Annotated in this window: 17 protein-coding genes and 2 tRNA genes; 13 read left to right on the top strand and 6 right to left on the bottom strand. The window is 74.1% G+C overall.

The window, feature by feature from the left end; all coding sequences use genetic code 11:
• Positions 1–87: 87 nt before the first annotated feature.
• The 3 genes from AW16_RS0115545 to AW16_RS0115535 are packed head-to-tail and all read right to left on the bottom strand — an operon-like array spanning position 88 to position 3,160.
• Positions 88–1,326: a DUF4350 domain-containing protein gene (locus tag AW16_RS0115545; RefSeq protein ID WP_029291872.1), complete on the bottom strand. Its 1,239-nt coding sequence runs from the start codon at positions 1,324–1,326 to the stop codon at positions 88–90.
• Positions 1,323–1,988 (bottom strand): DUF4129 domain-containing protein, encoded by a 666-nt coding sequence (locus AW16_RS0115540; RefSeq protein WP_051682002.1) that lies wholly within the window; start codon positions 1,986–1,988, stop codon positions 1,323–1,325. Before AW16_RS0115540 ends, AW16_RS0115545 begins: the two co-directional genes overlap by 4 nt.
• Positions 1,985–3,160: a hypothetical protein gene (locus AW16_RS0115535; RefSeq protein WP_029291870.1), complete on the bottom strand. Its 1,176-nt coding sequence runs from the start codon at positions 3,158–3,160 to the stop codon at positions 1,985–1,987. The genes AW16_RS0115540 and AW16_RS0115535 overlap by 4 nt, the downstream gene beginning before the upstream one ends.
• 245 nt (positions 3,161–3,405) lie before the next feature.
• Between AW16_RS0115535 and mtrA the strand changes: the two genes are divergently transcribed.
• The 7 genes from mtrA (at position 3,406) to secA (ending at position 13,512) form a co-directional block, all read left to right on the top strand.
• Positions 3,406–4,089, top strand: a complete 684-nt coding sequence (mtrA, locus tag AW16_RS0115530; protein WP_029291869.1) for an MtrAB system response regulator MtrA — start codon at positions 3,406–3,408, stop codon at positions 4,087–4,089.
• A 7-nt stretch (positions 4,090–4,096) separates the two neighbouring features.
• On the top strand, positions 4,097–5,818 hold the full coding sequence (gene mtrB, locus AW16_RS0115525; protein ID WP_051682001.1) for an MtrAB system histidine kinase MtrB: 1,722 nt from the start codon (positions 4,097–4,099) through the stop codon (positions 5,816–5,818).
• Positions 5,815–7,482, top strand: a complete 1,668-nt coding sequence (locus tag AW16_RS0115520; RefSeq protein ID WP_029291867.1) for an LpqB family beta-propeller domain-containing protein — start codon at positions 5,815–5,817, stop codon at positions 7,480–7,482. Before mtrB ends, AW16_RS0115520 begins: the two co-directional genes overlap by 4 nt.
• Before the next feature lie 127 nt (positions 7,483–7,609).
• Positions 7,610–8,434: a ComF family protein gene (locus tag AW16_RS0115515; protein WP_081861735.1), complete on the top strand. Its 825-nt coding sequence runs from the start codon at positions 7,610–7,612 to the stop codon at positions 8,432–8,434.
• A gap of 81 nt (positions 8,435–8,515) precedes the next feature.
• Entirely contained in the window at positions 8,516–9,169 is a 654-nt protein-coding gene (gene hpf / locus AW16_RS0115510; protein ID WP_029291865.1) for a ribosome hibernation-promoting factor, HPF/YfiA family, read from the top strand.
• Positions 9,170–9,349: 180 nt separating this feature from the next.
• Positions 9,350–10,579 carry a DNA glycosylase AlkZ-like family protein gene (locus AW16_RS0115505; protein ID WP_051682003.1) on the top strand — a complete coding sequence of 410 codons (1,230 nt, stop codon included), beginning with the start codon at positions 9,350–9,352 and terminating at the stop codon, positions 10,577–10,579.
• A 179-nt stretch (positions 10,580–10,758) separates the two neighbouring features.
• Positions 10,759–13,512, top strand: coding sequence for a preprotein translocase subunit SecA (gene secA, locus AW16_RS0115500; protein WP_029291863.1), 2,754 nt, complete (start codon positions 10,759–10,761; stop codon positions 13,510–13,512).
• A gap of 67 nt (positions 13,513–13,579) precedes the next feature.
• Here the strand turns inward: secA and AW16_RS17835 are convergent, their stop codons facing one another.
• Complete coding sequence (locus tag AW16_RS17835) at positions 13,580–14,335, bottom strand: Rv3235 family protein (protein ID WP_051682000.1); 756 nt, start codon at positions 14,333–14,335, stop codon at positions 13,580–13,582.
• Entirely contained in the window at positions 14,332–15,459 is a 1,128-nt protein-coding gene (locus tag AW16_RS0115490) for a hypothetical protein (RefSeq protein WP_029291861.1), read from the bottom strand. Before AW16_RS0115490 ends, AW16_RS17835 begins: the two co-directional genes overlap by 4 nt.
• Before the next feature lie 135 nt (positions 15,460–15,594).
• Here AW16_RS0115490 and AW16_RS0115485 point away from each other — a divergent pair, with 135 nt between their 5' ends.
• On the top strand, positions 15,595–16,191 hold the full coding sequence (locus tag AW16_RS0115485) for a hypothetical protein (RefSeq protein ID WP_197021641.1): 597 nt from the start codon (positions 15,595–15,597) through the stop codon (positions 16,189–16,191).
• Positions 16,192–16,233: 42 nt separating this feature from the next.
• On the opposite strand, the gene AW16_RS0115480 is transcribed toward AW16_RS0115485, so the two are convergent.
• Complete coding sequence (locus AW16_RS0115480; RefSeq protein ID WP_029291859.1) at positions 16,234–16,440, bottom strand: helix-turn-helix domain-containing protein; 207 nt, start codon at positions 16,438–16,440, stop codon at positions 16,234–16,236.
• Between the two features lie 127 nt (positions 16,441–16,567).
• On the opposite strand from AW16_RS0115480, the gene AW16_RS0115475 reads away from it, so the two are divergent.
• The 5 genes from AW16_RS0115475 to AW16_RS0115450 all read left to right on the top strand — a co-directional run bounded on the left by AW16_RS0115475 (position 16,568) and on the right by AW16_RS0115450 (position 19,503).
• Positions 16,568–17,221, top strand: coding sequence for a hypothetical protein (locus AW16_RS0115475; protein WP_029291858.1), 654 nt, complete (start codon positions 16,568–16,570; stop codon positions 17,219–17,221).
• A 1-nt stretch (position 17,222) separates the two neighbouring features.
• A complete protein-coding gene (locus AW16_RS0115470; RefSeq protein ID WP_051681999.1) occupies positions 17,223–18,494 on the top strand; it encodes a hypothetical protein in 1,272 nt (423 codons plus the stop codon).
• A gap of 19 nt (positions 18,495–18,513) precedes the next feature.
• Positions 18,514–18,975 (top strand): hypothetical protein, encoded by a 462-nt coding sequence (locus AW16_RS0115465; RefSeq protein WP_029291856.1) that lies wholly within the window; start codon positions 18,514–18,516, stop codon positions 18,973–18,975.
• Between the two features lie 289 nt (positions 18,976–19,264).
• A tRNA-Gln gene (locus AW16_RS0115455) sits at positions 19,265–19,336 on the top strand.
• Positions 19,337–19,430: 94 nt separating this feature from the next.
• Positions 19,431–19,503 (top strand) — tRNA-Glu (locus AW16_RS0115450).
• Positions 19,504–19,580 lie beyond the last annotated feature (77 nt).

The raw sequence follows: 19,580 nt of genomic DNA, 5'->3' as shown, positions 1-19,580 counted from the left end.
CCCCGGCGCCCGGGCCCCGCGTGCTCACGCCGGGCTCGGGCGCCGGGGCGGTGGGCTCGGGCGGTGCGCTCCAGGGGGTGGGGTCGCTCACGATCGGTGGACCTCGCTCTCGATGGTGTCCAGGGCGTGCGCCAGACGGGCCAGCGCGCTGTCGTCGGTGGGTGGTGGTCCGTAGAAGAGCGCGGCGACCTCGTCGGTCGGGCGTCCGGTCGCGAGCGCTACCGCGTCGATGACCTGCGGTGCCGAGGCGGACGAGGCGAGGCCGAGGCGTCGCGCGCAGCGGACGGCTGCCGCGGCGCGCAGCGCGGCCGCGGCGTGACCGTACGACCGACCGCGCCGGTAGAGACGTCCGCGTCCGCGCGTGGTCTCGCCGGCGCGGACGACGACGGGCAGCGGCTCGGTGACGAGCGGTCCCAGGCGCCGGCCACGCCACACGGCGGCCACGGCGACGACGAGCAGCGCCGCGAGCGCGAGCAGCCCGACCACGGGCGGGACGAGGTCGCCGACCCCCGGCCCCCCGTCGCCGCCGTCCCCGCCGTCGTCGAGCGCGTAGGGCGACGGCATCAGCCAGACGAGGTGCGGCTGGCGGCCGAGGACCCGCAGCGCGAGCGCCGCGTTGCCCTCCGAGGCCAGGTGCGCGTTGGTGACGAGTCCCGCGTCCGCGAGGACCGTCACGCGGTGGCCGCGGATCGTCGTCACGGCCATGACACCCTCGCCGGGGTCGTCGCCCGGGGCGCGGTAGCAGGTGACGACGTCGTCGCCTGACCCGAGCGCGCGCACGCGCCCGCGCGAGTCGATCCCGCCCGCGGCGGTCGCGTCGGCGTCGTCGCACCCGGGCTGCAGGACCGTGCGCTCGTCCGCGCCGCCGTCGTACGTCGACCCGATGTCCGCGATCCCCTCGGACGTCCACGTGGTCCCGAGCAGGACGAGGTCGGCGTCGAGCGCGCCGACCGCCCGCACCTGCTCGTCGGTGTAGATGCCGTCCTCGGTCGCGAGCACCACGGTCGTCCCGGGCCCGACGGCTCGGCGCGCGTCGGCGATCGAGCGCACGAGGTGCACGTCGACGCCGTGCCGCCCGAGGATCTGCGCGACGGCACGCGCCCCCGTCCCGGACGAGCTCTCGGGGGACAGCGCCTCGGCGGTGGACCGCGGCTCGGGCAGGGCTGCCAGCAGCGCCACGACGAGCAGCCCGCCGAGCACGTAGACGAGACCGCGCCAACGCCGCCAGCGGGAGGTGGTGCGCGCGCGCAGGTTCGTGCCGTCGCCGACGACGAAGGGCGACTGCCGGTCCGTGCCCGTCCTGGCGCTCGTGCTCGTCGTCGTCACGTCGGCACCCCCGTGGATGCAGCGACCGCCGCGGCCGCAGCCGGGCGCGACGGGCGCTCGTGCTGCACGCGCACGTCGAGGGCCGCGAGCCGCTCGGCGTCCGCACGCGCCGCCGCGCGCCCCCCGTAGGCGACGTCGGAGAACGACGCCGCGGCACGGTCCAGCTCGCCGGCGACAGCAGGCAGGCGCGCGGCGGCACCGTGCACCGCCTCGGACGCGGTGCGACCGGGCCGTTCGTCGAGCACGGTGCGCTCCTCGAGACCCCGGACGAGCGCGCGGAACCGTTCGACGACGGCCGTCGAGAAGTCGCCCGAGGCCAGCGCGGCGTCGGCAGCTGCCCGCATCTGGTCCGCGGTCCGGACGTCGTCGGCGTCGTGCACCGCCCCGTCCTCGCGCACAGCTCGCGCGCGTCGGACCGGGCCGGCGACCGCGAAGGCCAGGACCACGACCACGAGCGTCACCACGACGACGGTCGCGGCGGCCTGCCACCCGCCGACGCCCACGCCGCTGAGCTTGTCGAGCTGGTCCAGGACCCACTCGAGCAGCCGCCCCAGGAGCGAGCGCTTGTCGTGGTACTCCGGCTTGGCGAGCTCCTCGACGGCCCAGCGCCGGGCCGTTGGCCCGTCGGGCTGGACCGGGGCGTCGAGGAGCACGCCGGTCACGCGCCGGCGCCCGCTGCCCGCGCGAGCTCGACGTCGAGCCCCTCGCGGCGCATCCGCACGTCGATGTAGAGCAGCGCCACGACCGACGCCAGGAACGTGGTGCTCAGCGTGAGCGCGATGATCGACGCGAACGCCGCGATGACGATCGCACCGAAGGCGTCCGGGCCGCCGAACGCGAAGGTCCCGAGGAGGGTCGCCGGCGTCACGATGATCTGGGTCACGACGCTGACGATCACGGACACGAGCAGGTAGATCCCGAACAGGCGCCAGAAGCTGCCTCGGGTCAGCCGCCACGCGCGCCCGAACGTCGGCCACAGCCGACGCCCCTCGAGCATGAGCGCGGGAGGCACGAGCAGCGTCCGCGTGAACGCGACGAACAGGGCGACGAGGAGCGCGATCCCGCCGAGCACCCCCACGAGCGCGGCGAGACCGCCCGAGCCCGAGGTGGCGAGCAGGACGACCGGGACGACGACGACCGCGACGGCGACCGCGACCGCGATCGCCGCGAGCACGGTGTAGCCGAGGACCAGCCAGATGCGCCGGCTGCGCAGGACCTCGCGCATCTCGACGCGCTGGCCGATGACGGACCGGCTGACCGAGATGATCAGCCAGCCGGTGAGCACGGTGGTGGCCAGGGACGTGATCGGGGTGGTGAGCGCCTGGCCGAACGAGGCGCCGAGATCGACGGAGCCCGCCGCGGGGTCGACGTCGTCGATGTCGGACAGCGCGCCGCCGACGAACGGCGCGATGTACCAGCCGAGCACGTACTGCAGCACCACGGCGACGGTCACGACGATCGCGGACAGGCCGAACATCACCCGCGGGTTGGCGCGCACCGCGCGGAACGAGCCGTCGAGGATCTCACCGAGCCCGAGCGGCCGCAGCGGCACGATGCCGGGCTGCGCGGCGACGGGCCGCCACGCACCGGGCGCCGGCGCGCCCCACCCTGGCTGGCCGTTCCACGCGGGCTGGTCGCCCCAGCCGGTGGCCTGCGGGCCGGCGCCACCGGGACCGGGATGGACCGGCACGGGCGGAGCCACCGGGGGACCGGCGGGCGGCACGGGCGCAGCGGGCGGTCGACCCACCGAGGGCGGGACCGGCTGGGGGCTGGTGCCGGGGTTGCTGCCGGGAGACGTCCACGGCTGCGGTGCGTCGTCGTGCGGGCTCGTCATGCGAGCGCGGCTCCTCACGGCTGTCGGGTCACGGCTTCGGTTCGCGGCTGTCGTGCGACGGCCCGGGCTCGTCCCCGGCGTCGTCGGCGCCATCGTGCCACGCACAGGTCGGGTTGCGAGGCCGGTTCCGTGCACCGCGCCGTCGGGAGCACGGCGTCGGCGTGGGTCCGCGGGTCGGTCGTGCACGCGGGTGACATGCGGCGTCGTGCGCGCCGCGGGACAGGTGGCGATGCGATGATGGCGCCATGAGGGGACGCGTGCTGGTGGTCGACGACGACACCGCGCTGGCCGAGATGATCGGCATCGTGCTGCGCTCGGAGGGTTTCGACCCGGTGTTCTGCGAGGACGGTGACGCGGCGCTGGGGGTGTTCCGCGCGACCCAGCCGGACCTCGTGCTGCTCGACCTGATGCTGCCGGGCAAGGACGGCAACGAGGTGTGCCGGCAGATCCGCGCCGAGTCCGGCGTGCCGATCGTCATGCTCACGGCCAAGAGCGACACGGTCGACGTGGTGCTGGGCCTGGAGTCCGGGGCCGACGACTACATCTCCAAGCCGTTCAAGCCCAAGGAGCTCGTGGCCCGTGTGCGCGCCCGCCTGCGTCGCAGCGACGAGCCCGCGCCCGAGCACCTGTCCATCGGCGACGTGACGATCGACGTCCCGGGCCACCGCGTCGAGCGTGCCGGCAGGCCCGTGTCGCTGACGCCGCTCGAGTTCGACCTGCTCGTCGCGCTGGCCCGCAAGCCGTGGCAGGTGTTCACGCGTGAGGTGCTGCTCGAGAAGGTGTGGGGCTACCGGCACGCGGCGGACACGCGGCTCGTCAACGTCCACGTGCAGCGCCTGCGCTCGAAGATCGAGAACGACCCGGAGCAGCCGGAGATCGTGCTGACCGTGCGTGGCGTGGGCTACAAGGCGGGCGTGCAGGGCACGTGACGGTTCGATGATGCGCGTCGCGGGTACCTGGCGCCTGGTGCGCGCCCGGTCCGCGCGACGGGTGCGGTCGCTCGGGCACGCCTGGCGCTCGTCGCTGCAGAGGCGTGTCATCGCGACGACGACCGTCATCGGCCTGCTCACGCTCGCGGTGGTCGGCGCGTACGTGGTCGAGCGGATGCGTGACGGGCTCTTCGACGGGCGCGTCGAGCAGATCCTCGAGGAGAGCGCACGCAGCACGCAGCAGGCGCAGGCCACGCTCGACCTGTCGACCGCCACGACCGGCCCCGAGGTGACGACGCTGCTCACGGACGTCGCGCGAGCGCAGGTCACCGGAGGGTCCGGCAGGCGCGAGGTGTTCCTGCTGCGGGCGCCGGGGCAGAGCTCACCCGTCTCGGTCGGCGCGGCAGCCACGGACCCGTCGCTCGTGCCGCTCGTGAGCAACGAGCTGCGCACGCAGACCGCTGCCGGTGGGCAGCACTGGCAGTCGGTGGCGTGGCCGACGTCGATCGGCGACGAGCCCGCCGTTATGGTCGGCCAGGACGTGAACGTCCCGGTGGGCGGCACCTACCAGCTCTTCTTCCTCTACAGCCTCGAGGCGGAGCAGCAGCGCCTCGACTTCCTGCAGCGCACGCTCGGGCTGGCGGCTCTCGCTCTCGTCGTGCTGCTCGGGACGACGACGTGGCTCGTGACCCGCCAGACCGTGCGTCCCGTGCGCCGCGCCGCACAGGTCGCCGAGCGCCTCGCCGACGGGCACCTCTCCGACCGCATGGCGGTGCGTGGCGAGGACGAGATGGCGACGCTCGCGCGCTCGTTCAACGAGATGGCGACGAGCCTGCAGGACCAGATCAGCCGCATGGAGGACCTGTCCGCGCTGCAGCGCCGCTTCGTCTCGGACGTGTCCCACGAGCTGCGGACACCGCTCACCACGATCCGGATGGCGGGTGAGGTCATCCATGCGTCGCGCGACGACTTCGACCCGGCCGTCAAGCGCTCCGCGGAGCTCCTGCAGACCCAGCTGGACCGGTTCGAGGACCTGCTCGCGGACCTGCTCGAGATCAGCCGCTTCGACGCTGGTGCCGCGGTCCTCGACGCCGACGGGCGCGACGTGCGCGACGTCGTCATCGCGGTCGCTGACCACACCTTCCCGCTCGCGGAGCGGCGCGGCTCGTGGCTGCGCGTGGACCTGCCGGACAAGCGTGCGGTGGCGGACATCGACCCGCGGCGCGTCGAGCGGATCCTGCGCAACCTGCTGGTCAACGCCGTCGAGCACGCCGAGGGCAGCACTGTCGAGGTGGTCGTCGGCGCGGACGAGTACGCGGTGGCCGTGACGGTCCGCGACCACGGTGTCGGCATGACGGCCGACGAGGCGGCCCACGTGTTCGACCGGTTCTGGCGCGCCGACCCCGCCCGCGCGCGCACGACGGGCGGGACCGGGCTCGGGCTCGCGATCTCGCTCGAGGACGCGCACCTGCACGGCGGCTGGCTCGAGGCGTGGGGGAGGCCGGGCCGCGGGGCGTGCTTCCGCCTCACGCTGCCGCGCCGCGCGGGGATCCGTCTCACGCACTCGCCGTTGCCGCTCGAGCCGCCGGCGGACCCGGACCCCGTCGTCGCGCCCGTGGTGCGGCCGCGCACCGACCCCGCGTCGCTGCCCGACCTCGTCGACGGGGGCGAGGAGCACGACGACAGGTCCGAGGCACCGGACGGCGTGACCCGTCAGGAGGTCCGATGAACGCGCGCACGACCACGCCCCGCCGTCGCACGGTCCTCGTCGCGGTCCTCGTGGCGCTCGCCTCGCTGCTCACGGCGTGCACCTCGATGCCGACGTCGGGTCCGGTGAACCGCAGCGACGTGCAGGTCGCCGACCCGGGCGACGTGGCCCCGCTGCCCGAGGGCCCGCACCCCGACGCGCAGCCGATCGACATCGTCGCCGGCTACCTCCTCGCGGGCGCGACCGGCTTCAGCGACGACTTCGTGACCGCCCGGCAGTACCTCGCGGGCGAGGCACGCCAGACGTGGAAGCCGCTCGCGGGCGTCGTCGTCGCGGGCAACCTGCAGTACACGCAGACGTCGGACACGCAGGTCACGGTCGACGTCTCGGTCGTCGCCCGGGTCGACGGCGACGGCCGCTACGTCGAGGCGCCGCCGGACGCGCGCGAGTCCGTGACGTACGACATGGTCTCGGGCACCGACGGCCAGTGGCGCATCGCGGGCACGCCCGACGGTCTCGTCGTCTCGCAGGGCGTGTTCGACACGCAGTTCCGCGCCGCGTCGGTGTACTTCCTGTCGCCGGACGAGACGTTCCTGGTGCCGGAGACGCGCTGGTTCCCGGCGAAGAAGCTGCCGACGTACGTCATGAAGGCGCTCCTCGCAGGCCCGTCGCCGTGGCTGCGTGACGCGGTGACGACCGCGATCCCGGACGGCACGCAGCTCAAGCCGGAGTCGGTCGTCGTCGACGGCAACGGGGTCGCACGTGTCGGGCTCGAGCCCGCGGCCGCGGTCCGCGCCGCCGACCGCGGGCTGATGCTCGCGCAGATCGACGCGTCGATGCGGGTCGCCGGCGTGGGGAAGGTCCAGGTGCTCGCGGGCGACGTCATCATCGAGGGTGCCGCGACGCTCGACAGCGGGCCTCTCTCGAGCGGTGACCTCGAGATGATCCAGGCAGACCGCCTGGTGCGGCTCGACGCGTCCAACAAGGTCGCCCCGGTCGAGGGCGTCGGCTCCCTCAAGGGGCTCGGTGCGCGGTACCCCGCGGTCGACGAGTCGGGGGCCGTGCGCGTCGCGATCTCCCGCGGGAGCGCGCTCGTCACGCTCCCCACAGGCGCGGCGAGGTCCACGGTGCTGGCGACCGGTGCGGGGCTCGTCGCGCCGTCGGTCGACCGGTTCGGCTGGGCGTGGACCGCGAAGAAGGGCGGGATCCTCCTCGCCGGGCGTGCGGGTGTGAAGCCCGTGACCGTGCACGCCGCGTTCCTCCAGGGGCGCGAGGTGCGCGCGGTGCGGGTCGAGCGCGACGGCGTGCGCATCGTCGTCGTGTCCTCGGGCCCGGACGGTGTCGCGATCGACGTCGGCGCGGTGGTCCGTGACGCGAAGGGTGCACCGCAGCAGGTCGGCGACGTCATCCGCGCGGGCGCGGCGCTCACCGATGCGACGAGCGTCGTGTGGGCCGACGAGTCCGCGCTCGCGGTCGTCGGACGCAGCGACGGCCAGCTCACCGTGCACCAGGTGCCGGTCTCCGGGCCGTCGCAGTCGCTCCCCGAGGTCGCGGACCTCGCCGCGCTCGCGGGGGGCCGGGGGCTCGTGGTCTCGACGACCAAGGGCGAGCTGCGCCGTCTCGTCACGACCTGGGCGGCCGTGCCGGGGGTCGCCGACGCGCTCGACCCGTACTTCCCGGGCTGAGCCGGCTGCGGCGTCTCGGCGTCGCACCGCTGCGCCGAGCCGTCCACAGCCCGCGCTCGCGCGGGCGCGTCCCCAGGCCGACGCCGCTCGAGCCGAGCGCGCGCGGCGCGGGACCGATGCTCGTGCGATGGACCTGCGCGGTTGGTCGCGAGAGCTGGGCAGGCTCGTGCTGCCCGTCGCGTGCGCCGGTTGCGGTCTCGACGACGTCGTGTGGTGCGGTCGGTGCCGCGCTCTGTACGACCGTGCGCCGTGGCGCTGCGAGCAACGGGCCCGGCGGCTCGACGAGCTCGGGCTCGCGGACCCGTTGCCCGTATGGACCGTCGCCGACGGCACCGGCCCGGCGCGCCAGGTCGTCGTCTCGTGGAAGGACCACGCGCGGGCCGACCTCGCGCCGCTCCTCGCGCAGGTGCTGCGCGGGGCCGCGCGCGCCGTGGCCTGCTCGCTGCCCTCCGCGCCGCTGCTGGTGGTACCCGCGCCGTCCACCGCCGCGTCCGTGCGTCGGCGGGGGAGCGACCTCGTGGCGAGGCTCGCGGTCGCGGCGGCCGACGGGCTGCGCGACGGCGGTCGGCAGGCCCGAGCCGCCCGCGTCGTGCGGCGGCGCGGGGGTGACCAGGTGGGGCTCGGGGCACGTGAACGGGCGCGCAACATGGCGGGCCGGGTGACGGTCCGGCGCGGCGTCGTCGGCCTCGACGGGGCACGCGTGGTGCTCGTCGACGACGTGCTGACGACGGGCGCCACGCTCGCCGCGTGCCGCCGTGCCCTGGAGGCGCGCGGCGCGGTCGTCGTCGCTGCGCTGACCCTCGCGTCGACGCCGCCGCCCGGGGCCGCACGCGGTGTCTCACCGCAAGGCACGGCGGTTGGTGCGCCGCGCACGGCAGGGCTAGCGTGGTGGTCCGAGCCGACGGCACCGACGGCACCACCCACGGGTGGTCCCGGTGCACCGAGGAGGTGATGCCGCCCGTGCGCCCCACAGGGGCGACCGAGATCGGATCCGGCGGGCCCAGGCCCGCCCCTCACCTCCCAGGAGGCTCACATGGAGATCGTGGTTGCAGGCCGGCACACCGAGGTGCTTCCCAAGTACCGCGCCCACCTCGAGAGCAAGCTCGCCAAGGTGGAACAGCTGGCCCCCCGCGCGCAGCGGATCGACGTCCTCGTCTCGCACGAGGCCAACCCCCGTCAGGCCGGGAGCAGCGAGCGCGTCGAGCTCACGGTCGTCGACAAGGGTCCCGTGATCCGTGCCGAGGCGTGCGCCGACGACCGGTACGCCGCCCTCGACCTCGCGCTCGCCAAGCTGCTCGAGCGCCTGCGTCGGACGCGCGACCGCCGCAAGGACCACCGCAACCACACCCCGCTCGCCCCCGTGGACGTGCGCCCGCCCGAGCCGGACGTCGAGGACGCGACGTCCGCACCGGTCGTGGGCTCCGACGGCAGCGTCGAGCACGTCCTGGGAGACTCGCCCGTCGTCATCCGCGAGAAGGTCCACCAGGCGCTGCCGATGACGATCGACGACGCGCTGTACGAGATGGAGCTCGTCGGGCACGACTTCTACCTCTTCGTCGACGCCGAGACCGCGCAGCCGGCGGTCGCCTACCGGCGGCGCGGCTGGAGCTACGGAGTGATCAAGCTCGACACGCCCGTCGGGTCGGCGCCCGCCACTGTCGCCGCGGAGGCGGCCGCCGCGCGCTGACGCGACACACACGCGAGCGTGAGCTCGGCGCCCGGTCGGCGGCAGGTCCCCGGCCGGGCGTCGTCGCGCCGAGCACCTCGTGCTCCCGCGGCGTCCGGTACCCGGCCGGGACCTCGTGTCGGTGCCCGCGGGCATGATGCGTGCGTGACCACCCTCGCACCGGCCCAGGAGCGGTACTCGATGTCGCAGGCGCGGCGCATCGCGCTGCGAGCGCAGGGGCTCGCGGCGCCACGCCCGGTCCGCGCCGGTCCGGCGGGCATGCGCGGGCTGCAGCAGGTCGTGGACCGGCTCGGCCTGCTCCAGATCGACTCGGTGAACGTGCTCGCGCGCGCTCACCTCATGCCGACGTGGTCGCGTCTCGGCGCGTACGACACGTCGCTGCTCGAGCGTGCGGCCGGGACCGCGCCGCGTCGGCTCGTCGAGGGATGGGCGCACGAGGCGTCGTACGTCCCGCCGTGGACCTACCGGCTGCTCGAGTGGAGGCGCGCAGCATGGCTCGCCAAGTACGGGGACCGCCGCGCCGAGCCCGCGGTCGCCGACGTGCTCGCGCTCGTGGCCGAGCACGGTCCGGTCACCGCGGCGCAGGTGCACGACCTCACAGGAGGCCCGGCGCGCAGCGGCGCCAAGGAGTGGGGCTGGAACTGGACGGCGGCCAAGCGCGCGCTCGAGCACCTGTTCTTCGTCGGAGAGCTCACGTCGGCGGGCCGTACCGGTGCGTTCGAGCGCCGCTACGAGCTCACGTCCCGCGTCCTGCCGCCCGACGTGCTCGCGCGTCCTCAGCCGTCCGAGGCCGATGCGGTGCGCGAGCTCGTCGAGATCTCCGCGCGTGCGCACGGGATCGGCACGGTCTCGTGCTTCGCCGACTACTTCCGCATGGCGATCGGACGCGCGGCGCCCGCGGTCGCGGAGCTCGTCGAGTCCGGCCTCCTGGTACCCGTCGCGGTCGACGGCTGGGGTCGACCCACGTACCGGCACCGCGATGCGACGCTCCCGCGACGCGCGTCCGGCGCGACGCTGCTGAGCCCGTTCGACCCGCTCGTGTTCGAGCGCCGCCGACTCGAGGAGCTGTTCGGGCTGCGCTACCGCATCGAGATCTACGTCCCGCAGGAGCAACGGGTGTGGGGCTACTACGCGCTGCCGTTCCTCGTGGGCGAGTCGCTCTGCGCGCTCGTCGACCTGAAGGCCGACCGGCGGGCCGGCGTACTCCGTGTCCAGGCGGTGCACCGCGCACCCGTCTCGCGCGTCGCGCTCCCTGTGCCCGACGCGACCGTGGTCGCCGCGCTGGCGCTCGAGCTCGAGGCGATGGCGGCGTGGCTCGGGCTCGACGAGGTGGTCGTCGGGACCGTGGACGGAGTTCTGCGCGGTGACCTGGCAGTCGGCCTGGACGCGGTCGTCGGGCTCGTCGCCTGACCCTCGGCGTTCGGCTGTGGGCGAACCGGCGCACCCCGCACGGTCCCGCGGTGGAAGGACGGCCCCGGCCGCAGCCCGCCTCGCCTACGATGGTCGGGCCCGGCCGAGCGGCCGGACGTCCATGGCGCCCCGATGTCGTGCGCGACGATCGGGGCGAGAAGCAACGTCGGGAGTCTTGCGTGCCTGCGATCCTCGAGAAGGTCCTGCGTCTCGGTGAGGGCCGGATCCTCAAGAAGCTGTCGGGCATCGCCCAGCAGGTCAACCACCTGGAGGACAGCTTCGTCGCGCTCTCCGACGCCGAGCTGCGCGAGGAGACGGACCGCTTCAAGGCGCGCCTCGCGGACGGGGAGTCGCTCGACGACATCCTGGCCGAGGCGTTCGCGGCCGTGCGTGAGGCGTCGCGCCGCACGCTCGGCCAGCGCCACTTCGACGTCCAGCTCATGGGCGGCGCCGCGCTGCACCTCGGCAACATCGCCGAGATGAAGACCGGTGAGGGCAAGACCCTCGTCGCGACCGCGCCGGCGTACCTCAACGCGCTGACCGGCAAGGGCGTGCACGTCGTCACGGTCAACGACTACCTCGCGGGCTACCAGGCCGAGCTCATGGGGCGCGTGTACCGCTTCCTGGGCCTGACCAGCGGTGTCATCCTGTCGTCGCAGAACCCGAGCGAGCGTCGAGAGCAGTACGCGGCCGACATCACGTACGGCACCAACAACGAGTTCGGGTTCGACTACCTGCGCGACAACATGGCGTGGAGCACCGAGGAGCTCGTGCAGCGCGGCCACAACTTCGCGATCGTCGACGAGGTGGACTCGATCCTCATCGACGAGGCGCGCACGCCGCTCATCATCTCGGGCCCGGCGTCGGGTGACGCGAACCGGTGGTACGCCGAGTTCGCCAAGGTCGTCCGCCGGCTCACGGCCGACGTCGACTACGAGGTCGACGAGAAGAAGCGCACCGTCGGCGTGCTCGAGCCCGGCATCGAGCGTGTCGAGGACTACCTCGGCATCGACAACCTGTACGAGTCGCTCAACACGCCGCTCATCGGGTTCCTCAACAACGCGATCCGCGCCAAGGAGCTGTTCAAGCGCGACAAGGACTACGTCGTGCTCGACGGGGAGGTGCTCATCGTCGACGAGCACACCGGCCGCATCCTGCCGGGCCGCCGCTACAACGAGGGCATGCACCAGGCGATCGAGGCGAAGGAGGGCGTGGCCATCAAGGCCGAGAACCAGACGCTCGCCACGATCACGCTGCAGAACTACTTCCGCCTGTACTCCAAGCTCTCGGGCATGACCGGTACCGCCGAGACCGAGGCGGCCGAGTTCCAGGGCACCTACAAGCTCGGCGTGGTGCCGATCCCCACCAACCGGGGAATGCAGCGCATCGACCAGAAGGACTTCGTCTACAAGAGCGAGGAGGGCAAGTTCGACGCAGTCGTCGACGACATCGTCGAGCGGCACGCGAAGGGCCAGCCCGTCCTCGTCGGCACGACGAGCGTCGAGAAAAGCGAGCTGCTCTCGTCCAAGCTGAAGAAGCAGGGCGTCCCGCACGAGGTGCTCAACGCCAAGCAGCACCAGCGTGAGGCCGCGGTCGTCGCGCAGGCGGGCCGCAAGGGTGCCGTCACGGTCGCCACCAACATGGCCGGCCGTGGGACGGACATCATGCTCGGCGGCAACGCCGAGTTCATGGCGGTGGCCGACCTGTCGAAGCGTGGGCTCGACCCGGCGGAGAACGCCGAGGAGTACGAGGCCGCGTGGCCGGGTGCGCTCGAGAAGGCCAAGGAGGCCGTGGCCACGGAGCACGACGAGGTCGTCGAGCTCGGCGGGCTGTACGTGCTGGGCACCGAGCGCCACGAGTCGCGCCGGATCGACAACCAGCTGCGCGGCCGTTCCGGTCGTCAGGGTGACCCGGGCGAGTCGCGGTTCTACCTGTCGATGCAGGACGACCTGATGCGCCTGTTCAACTCGGCGGTCGCCGAGTCGATGATGACGCGCGCGGGCTTCCCCGAGGACATGCCGCTCGAGTCGAAGATCGTCACGCGCGGGATCCAGTCGGCGCAGTCGCAGGTCGAGGCGCGCAACTTCGAGATCCGCAAGAACGTCCTGAAGTACGACGACGTCATGAGCCGTCAGCGCGAGGTCATCTACGAGCAGCGTCGCCGCGTGCTCGAGGGCGAGGACCTGCACGAGCAGGTCACGCACTTCCGTTCCGACGTGCTCACGGCGTACATCGACAGCGCGACCGCCGAGGGGCGCCCAGAGGACTGGGACCTCGACGCCCTGTGGACCGCGATCCGCGCGGTGTTCCCGATCTCCATCACCCCGGACGAGGTCGTCGAGCAGGCCGGCGGCGTCGGCGCGCTCACGCACGACCTCCTCGTGACCGAGGTGCTGTCCGACGCGGAGATCGCCTACGGCGAGCGTGAGGAGCGGATCGGGTCCGACAACATGCGCCAGCTCGAGCGTCGCGTGACGCTCTCGGTGCTGGACCGCCGGTGGCGTGAGCACCTGTACGAGATGGACTACCTCAAGGAGGGCATCGGGCTTCGCGCGATGGCCCAGCGCGACCCGCTCGTCGAGTACCAGCGCGAGGGCTACCAGCTGTTCAACGCGATGACCGACGCCATCAAGGAGGAGACGATCGGCTACCTGTTCAACCTGGAGGTCCAGGTCGAGCAGGAGGAGCCGGCGCTCGACGCCGCGTCCGCGAGCGAGGCCGCGACGAGCGCAGGTGCGGCCGCCGCAGCCCGTCTCGTCGCCAAGGGCATCGACGGCCCGGCGGAGCGCACGCCGCTGCAGTACTCGGCGCCGTCGGAGGACGGTGACGGTGGCGTCGTGACGAGCGCCGACGGCGAGGCGGCGCCGTCCGTCGACGCTGGCGAGAACCGCGAGGCACGCCGCAAGGCCGCGAAGCAGCAGCGTCGGCGCTGAGCCGACGGACTCGTTCCCTCGGTCGCCGCGCGTCGCGGGCCGAGGGAACGGGTCGGCAGCCTGTCCGTCAGCCGATGTCGAGCGCCGTCGCGCGCCAGCTGCCACGGTGCGACTCGAACCGCAGCGCCACGGCCCTGACACGGGTGCCGTCGTCGACGACGAGGCTCGCCTCGTGGACGTGCTCGTCGATCGCGCACGCACGCACGGCGCGCACGATCGACGTCCGCGCTGCCACGCGGCCGTGCCGTGCGCGTGACGTCAGCACCGCGCGCCGCTGGATCGCCTCGTAGACGCCGGGCGTGACCCAGCGTGCGAGCTGCGCGACCGGGCGCCGGCCGGCGAGCACGTCGACGGCTGCGAGCCCGACAGCGCGCGCTACGACCGTCGGATCGACGTCGGGCACTGCGCCGCGCTCGTCGTCGGCGGCCTCGACGATCGTCGACCGGTCCGCCGCCCTGAGAACCGCGATGCGCTGGGTGACCGTCGGGGGAGCAGTCCGTGCGGGTGCCGGTTCCGGGGCGCGCGCCGGTGGCAGCGACGGCACGAGCCGCACGCGGGGCCGGTTCGTGCCGCTGAGGTCGGCGGCACTGGAGGGCCCGGGCCCAGGAGCGGGCGTGCCTGTCGCCGCGCCGGCCCCGGGGGCGACGTCTCCGAGGGTCTCCCCGGCCACCGTGCGCAGCACGGGTCGCCCCTGCGCCGTCCGCCGTCCGGAGACGGGACCGGCGAGCTCGGCGCGAGCGCCCTCGGTCGCCCCTGGCCGTGCGCCCCCCTCGAGAGCCGACTCGATCGGGGACGTCGGGAGGTCGACCGTCAGTGCGCTCATCGTGTGCTCTCCTGCTCCGTGGCGTGACCGGGCAGGTCCGCCCGGCCGGTCGTCGTGGGGGCGACGAGGTGGGTTCCGACCCGCAGGACGTCCGGGTCGGAGCCGATGACGTCGGCGTTGGCCGCGTACCACCGCGGCCAGGTAGCGGCGATCTCGGCGTCGGACGCGCCGGCGGGCAGCCGGCTCGCGGCGATGCGCCACAGCGAGTCGCCCGCACGAACCACGACGTCGGCGTGCGCGGCGTCGTCGTGCGAGCCGCCCGCGAGCGGGCCGGAGGCCTGCGCATCGCGCGTCGTGGTCGTCGGAGAGGAGGACCTCGGCCCGGAGGTCGTGCTCTGCGACGATGCCCGGCCCGCGCCGGCACCGTGCTCGGTCGATGGCCGCGCCGCCGACGGGGCGGGCTCGGGGGTCGTGTCGGGGGCCGTCTCGGTGGACGTCTTGGTGGCCGTCTCGGGGGCGTGAGCCGTCGCCGGATCGGTGCCTGGGTCGGTGCCTGGGTCGGTCTCCTGGTCCGTGCTCCGCGCCGGCTCAGGAGCGGACGAGCGTCCGGTGGGCCGGGTCGCGCTCGGGTCGGTCGTGCTCGTCGCGGACGCGCGCGCCGGGGACGACGCATCGCTCGTCGGGGCCCACCCGAGGTCGTCGAGCGTCGCGGCCCCCGCGATCCCGCTCGGGACCCAGCCGAGATCGCGGGTGGCCGGGGCGTGGACGCTCGCGGCGGCCGGCTCCGCGAGGGCGCTCGTCGATCGTGCGTCGCCCGCGGACCCCGCGACGTGCTCGGCTGCTCCCGCCGCCGCCGGTGCCGCGATGCCGACGCTCGCGGCGACGGCGAGCGCGAGCCCCCGCCGGACGACCCCGGGTGCCGCGCGGTGAACGAGCCGCTCACCCGCACGCCATGTCGCCCCGGCGCCACGCAGGACCACGCACGTCGTCGCGAGGAGGCACGAGGCAGCGAGCCACGCGGCCGCGAGGGCGCCCAGGGCGACGACCCCGCCCTCGACGAGGTCGTCGACACGCAGCGGCGCACGCGATGCGAGGGCGGCGAGCCGCAGGCCTGCGAGGCATGCGAGCGCGCCCGACGCGAGCGCTCCGGTCGGGAGGGCGAGGGTGGCGATGGCTCGGCGCATGTCGTCCTTCTAGATGGCGTTTGATAGCGATTCGTATCGCTTGAATGCCATACATGTACCCGAATGTCCGATCTGGTGTCCACCCGGCGGGGCGAACCGCCGCGCAGCCGGGCTCGGCACCCGTACGGTGGGCGCGTGCGATGGGAGGCGTTGTTCCGGGATCTCGAGGCGCAGCTCGACGAGGAGGCCGCTGCGGAGGCGCGCGCGCTCGTCCCCGAGCTGGTGCGCGCCGAGCGAGCCGGCGTCGAGCTCGCCGACCGTTGGCGTCAGGCGATGGGCCGCGGGGTGCGGGTGCTCGTCGCCGGTGGGGACGCCGTGAGCGGCGAGCTCGTCGACTGTGCGCCGCAGTGGCTCCTGCTCGCGCCGTCACCCACCCGTCGGCTGCTCGTGCCCTCCACCGCGGTCGCCGGGATCGCAGACCTGGGCCGACACGTCGCACCGCCCGCGGGCACCGTCGAGCGTCGGCTCGGGCTCGCGCACGCGCTGCGGGCGATCGCACGGGACCGTGAGACGGTCACCGTGCTGACCGCAGGGCACGAGGTCTCCGGCCGGCTCGAGCGCGTGGGCGCCGACCACGTCGACGTCGTCACGGCGGCGGGCCAGGGGACAGTTCAGGCGACAGTTCAGGAGACGTCGCAGAGGGCGACGCGGGGGATGGGTGAGCGCACGGGCCGGGCGACGGTGACCTGGTCGGTCGCCTTCGACTCGCTCGGTTGGGTGCGCTCGGGCTGATCTGCGGACCGGCGCCGTGGGTCGGCGCAGCGGACCCCGTCGTCAGTCGGCGTCGGACGTCGCGCGCTCGGTCGCCGCGTACATCCGCTGGATGTAGCTCTCGAGCTCGCTCGCCTCGATGCGCCAGACCTTCTTCGGTCCGATCTGGATGCCGCGCAGGTCGCCTGAGCGCAGCAGCTGGTAGGTCTGCTGCGCGGAGACGTTGAGGACCTCGGCGACGTCGGCGAGCGTGAGGAACCGCGGTGGCATGACGCCGATTCTGGCACGCGCACGATCTCGTCCGAGGTTGTCCACAGTGGGCCGTTTCGGCACACGATGCCCGATTCGTCCGGCAGGATGGGCGCCTGTCGTGATCGCGACGTCGACGAGGAGACCCATGGACAGCGCCGTGCTGGACCTGCCCGCACCCGCTGCGGCCCGCCTGAGCAGACCGGGGTGGCGCGACCCCCGGCTGCTCGTCGGGATCGCGATGGTCGCGGCGTCGGTGCTGCTGGGGTCCTGGGTCGTGCGGTCCGCCCAGCACACCACCCCGGTGCTCGTCGCACGCACGACGATCGTGCCGGGCGACCGCATCGAGGCGGACGACCTCGTGACAGCCGACGTCCAGCTCGCTCCCGGCGAGCTCTCCCACTACCTGCGCGCCGCTCCGGCGGCGGGAGCGGTCGCGGTCGCGGTCGTGCGCGAGGGCGAGCTCGTCCCCGCGGCGGCGGTCGGTGCCGCGCAGGACGTCGACGTCCGCTCGGTCGCGGTGCCGCTGGCGCGCCAGACGTCGAACCAGGTGGTCGTGGGGGCGCAGGTGGACGTGTGGTTCACCCCGGGCTCGAACGGTGGCACGCCGGCGACGCCCCACCAGATCGCGGGACCGGTCGTGGTGGCCGAGATCGGCTCGGACGGGCACGGCCTCGGCTCGACCGGTGGGCGCACCGTGCACCTGCTCGTGCCCACGGACCACCTGGCCGCGGTCCTCGCGGCGCTCGCCTCCGACGGCGACGTCGACGTGGTCGCGGTCCCGGGCTCGGGGAGGCGCTGACGTGACGACCGGCGTCCTGGCCGCGGTGCGCGGCGTGGCGGAGTCTCTCGTCGTCCGGGCGTTCGACGCCGACGGGGCGCTGCAGGTGACACGACGGTGCGCGGACGTGGGGGAGCTTCTCGCGGCCGCTGAGGCGGGTCTCGGACGGGTCGCGGTCGTCTCCGGGGCGCTCGAGCACCTCGACCGCGCCGCGACGGATGCGCTGCACGCGTGCGGTGTGCTCGTCGTCGGGCTCGCCGACGCCGGACCCTGGGCGCGCGAGAGGCTGCGCGGCGTCGGGGCGGACGTCGTCGCCGACGAGCCGACCAGCGACGCGGAGGCAGCCGTGGTCGTCGGGCTCGTCGTGGCCGCGATGGTCGATGCCCCGGCGCGGTCCTCCGTACCGTCGCAGGTCGAGGTCCCGTCGACGCGGTCCCCGGACGGGCACGTGGTCGCGGTGTGGGGACCGACGGGCGCCCCGGGTCGCACGACCCTCGCGGTGAACCTCGCGGCGGAGCTCGCGGTGCCGGGCACGACGACGCTGCTCGCCGACGCCGACACGTACGGCGGCAGCGTCGCGCAGGCCGTCGGGGTGCTCGACGAGGCCCCCGGGCTCGCTGCGGCGGTCCGTGCCGCGGGCCAGGGAACGCTCGACCTGGTGACGCTCGCGCGGCTGTCGCCCCTGCTCGCGCCCGACCTGAGGCTGCTCTCCGGCACGTCGCGCGCCGACCGGTGGCCCGAGTTCTCGTCGTCCGCGCTGGGCACCGTCTGGCACGTAGCACGGTCGCTCGCGACGTGGACGGTCGTCGACTGCGGCTTCTGCCTCGAGCAGGACGAGGCGCTCACCTACGACACGCACGCGCCCCAGCGCAACGGCGCCACGTTGCGCACGCTCGAGGCCGCGGACGTCGTCGTGGTCGTGGGGTCGGCCGATCCCGTGGGCGTGCAGCGGCTCGTACGCGCGCTGACCGAGCTGTCGGAGGCGGGACTCGGGGCCGCGCGGCTGGTCGTCGTGAACCGGGTGCGAGGCTCCGTGGCGGGACCGCGGCCCGCTGACGCCGTCGCGCAGGCGCTGGCCAGGTACGCGGGCGTCACCGACGCGATCATGGTGCCCGACGACCGCGCGGCGGCGGACGCCGCGATGCTCGAGGCCAGGACGCTGCGCGAGATCGCGCCGGGCTCACCCGCGAGGCGAGCGATCGTCGCGGCAGCGCAACGACTGCCTTCGCTCGTCGGGCACGTCGGTGCCGAGCTCGACGAGCTCCTCGGCGAGCGTGCGGGTGCCACGGCCTGAGCCGCGGCACACTGGTCACGTGCGCATCTACCTCCCCGCGACCCTCGACGAGCTCCAGGACCGGCCCGAGGCGACTCTCGGCACCCGCCCTGCCCACGCGGTGACGTCCGCGCTGCGTGCGGCGCTGCCCGACGAGGACGAGGAGGGCCTCGAGTTCGCGGCGCAGCTCATGGCGGCCGACGACAGCCTCGACCTGGTGGGTCTGCGCCCCGAGGCGCCGGCGCTCCGCGTCGTCGTGTCGGTCGACGTCCCGGATGCCGAGGTGACGCCGGGTGACCCCGCCGTCGACGGCGCGCCGACACTCGTCGTGCTGGCGCAACCCGTGCCGGTGTCCGCCGCCGTGTGCGTGCACGTCGACGAGCCCACCATGGCTGCCGACGTGCGCAAGGCAGCCCGCGGGGACAAGGCTGCCCTCGACCGCGTCGACGACGCCGACCTGCTCTGGTACGACGCGACCGAGCTCGCGACGATCCCGCGCTGAGGCCGTAGTCGCCCTGTGCGGGTCGTGGCGGGCGTGGCGTTCGTCACGATCCGGCGCACGTCGGGGCCGTCCTGGGCGCGCGTTCTGCGGGACGTGGGCGGATATCCAGGGCAGGTGGCGCTCGAGGACAGCACGAGGACGGCGCGCGTGGCTCGGTGAGCACTCCGCGGGCCGGGAGCCGGTTGGACCAGGGCGCCAGGGCTCGGGTAGTGTTCACCGCCGGTACGACGTCCGGTGGACGCGCGAACTGCCTCCGGCGGTGCGTGCAGCGCCGGGGGTCATACCCCCATGGGGTATGGTGTAATTGGCAGCACGAGTGATTCTGGTTCACTTAGTCTAGGTTCGAGTCCTGGTACCCCAGCGAGAGCACCGCTGGCCGCTCGTCGAGGAAGTCCTCGGGGATCGGGTAGAGTGCTCACTCGGTAAGCGAGACCTACGGGTCGAGCAGCTGATAGGCCCCCGTTGTGTAGCGGCCTAGCACGCCGCCCTCTCACGGCGGTAGCGCCGGTTCGAATCCGGTCGGGGGTACATCGAGAAGGCCCGGTCACGCGAGTGACCGGGCCTTCGTCGTCCCCGAGCGCCACGCCCGCCCCCAAGCGCAACCC

It is taken from the genome of Cellulomonas sp. HZM (assembly GCF_000708885.1).
Classification (GTDB): domain Bacteria; phylum Actinomycetota; class Actinomycetes; order Actinomycetales; family Cellulomonadaceae; genus Cellulomonas.
The sequence above is the reverse complement of the archived record's forward strand: the minus strand, read 5'-3'. Positions and strand labels throughout refer to the sequence as shown.